The following is a 1,504-nucleotide window of genomic DNA, read 5'->3' on the forward strand; positions in this document are numbered from 1 at the left end:
CTCAAACTTCGCACACGGAAAACATCCCGTATGCCTTGATAAATCAGCTTGAACTGAATGTCGAAAGCCATTCACGCACACTTCTGTGCACGCAGACGACTCATCCAAAGAGCGGGCAGATCGTTCAGGAATCGTTCCAAGAGCGATTCGACCAGCAAGACTTCTGACGGATATTCTGCCCGAAGCTGCTCCGCAAACTCCTGCAACACGAGGCGAAGCGCTTCCATGTACTTCAAGTCCGGAAGCTCATCAAGCCCCAGATAGAAGAGCTCGCCGAGGCTTCGCCCATCCGTGTTCTCACGTTCCTCGACAGCCAGGAGCATATATCGTGTGCAGACGACGGCGACATGCGCCGTCATCGCATCGTAGGAGACGGAACGACAATCCTTGCCGAGCCGCAGGTAGGACTTGCACGCTTTGAAGAACACCTCGATGCCCCAGCGCTTCCCGTAGAGCTGGATGACTTCTTCCTCCGAAAGCGAGAGGTCTGTCGTGACGAGGACGAGATAATCCTTCCGCTTGTTGCGGTTCCGCACGAAGACCAATCGCACAGGCACGAGGGATTCTCCCTGTTTCGTCGCGACAGCATCGACGGACAGGAGGTAACGCGAGCGTCCGCGGCGTTTCTTGTGTTCCTTGTAGATGGCCTTGACGTTCGAGATCTTCCCTTCGCAGAGGTAGCGCACCTTCTTGCTCTTCTTTGCCATAGCGGTGACGTCATAGCCGAGGTCATGGATGGCTTTCAGAGAGGATGGCGAGCAGAACCATGTGTCGAAAAGGACGTATTGCGCGGGAACGCCAGCGGCTTTGACCTCCTGCAACAACTTGAGGACAACGGCAGGCGCTTCCATCTGCGCGAGCTTGCGCTGCTTTCCGCCGTTGCTCCTGGCATCGACGGACGCGTCGGCCTCGTTGAGACGATTCTTTTCCTTCGAGGTTGAAAGAAGGCAGAACGTGAGTGGCAGGAACGTGTTCCCGTCCGTCCAGCCGAGGACGAGCAAGCGGAAGCCCTTCGTATAGCGGCGGCTCACATGGTCGTAGACGTTCGCCAAGAGTTCCACGCGCTTGGAGCGCGAGCGGCTGAAGAGCGAATCGTCGACGATGATAGCGCAACGACGTCCGGCGTCTGTCAACGGTTTGATGGTTTCGTTGATGATCCGCGCCGCAAGGAGCAGCGTGAACCTGCGCCAGTTCGTGTGACAGGAGTTCAAGAAGCGGTAGGCCGTGTCCTTGCCAAACGGCAGGGATTCCTCGTGAAGCCGGCGTTGCATGTAAAGCGAGCGGTTCTCGAAGATGATGCTGACGAGCACAAGGAACACCAGAATAGCGGAAAAGCCCTTGAGTTTGCATGCGTTGGCAGACCGCAAAATCTGGCCGATGCGATATTGGTGGAAGAACAGCGAAGTTTTCTTCGAAATGGATTCCATCTGATGGGTGGTTTGTGGTATAATTTGCATAGCATGAACCTCCGCTTTAGTATGTTTTGTTTCACACCTTAATTATA

General features: G+C 55.2%; 1 protein-coding gene. It reads right to left on the minus strand.

The window, feature by feature from the left end; all coding sequences use genetic code 11:
* Positions 1 to 71: 71 nt before the first annotated feature.
* The gene (locus HMPREF9443_RS07440) at positions 72 to 1,457 is read right to left on the minus strand and encodes an IS4 family transposase (RefSeq protein ID WP_050787121.1); all 1,386 of its coding nucleotides are present in this window, start codon (positions 1,455 to 1,457) and stop codon (positions 72 to 74) included.
* Between the last annotated feature and the right edge of the window lie 47 nt (positions 1,458 to 1,504).

The organism is Phascolarctobacterium succinatutens YIT 12067, from assembly GCF_000188175.1.
In the GTDB taxonomy this organism is placed as follows: Bacteria; Bacillota; Negativicutes; order Acidaminococcales; family Acidaminococcaceae; genus Phascolarctobacterium_A; species Phascolarctobacterium_A succinatutens.

Coding starts and splice junctions, on each gene's coding strand:
- HMPREF9443_RS07440 (WP_050787121.1), bottom strand. CDS start 1,457: ATGCAAATTATACCACAAACCACCCATCAGATGGAATCCATTTCGAAG.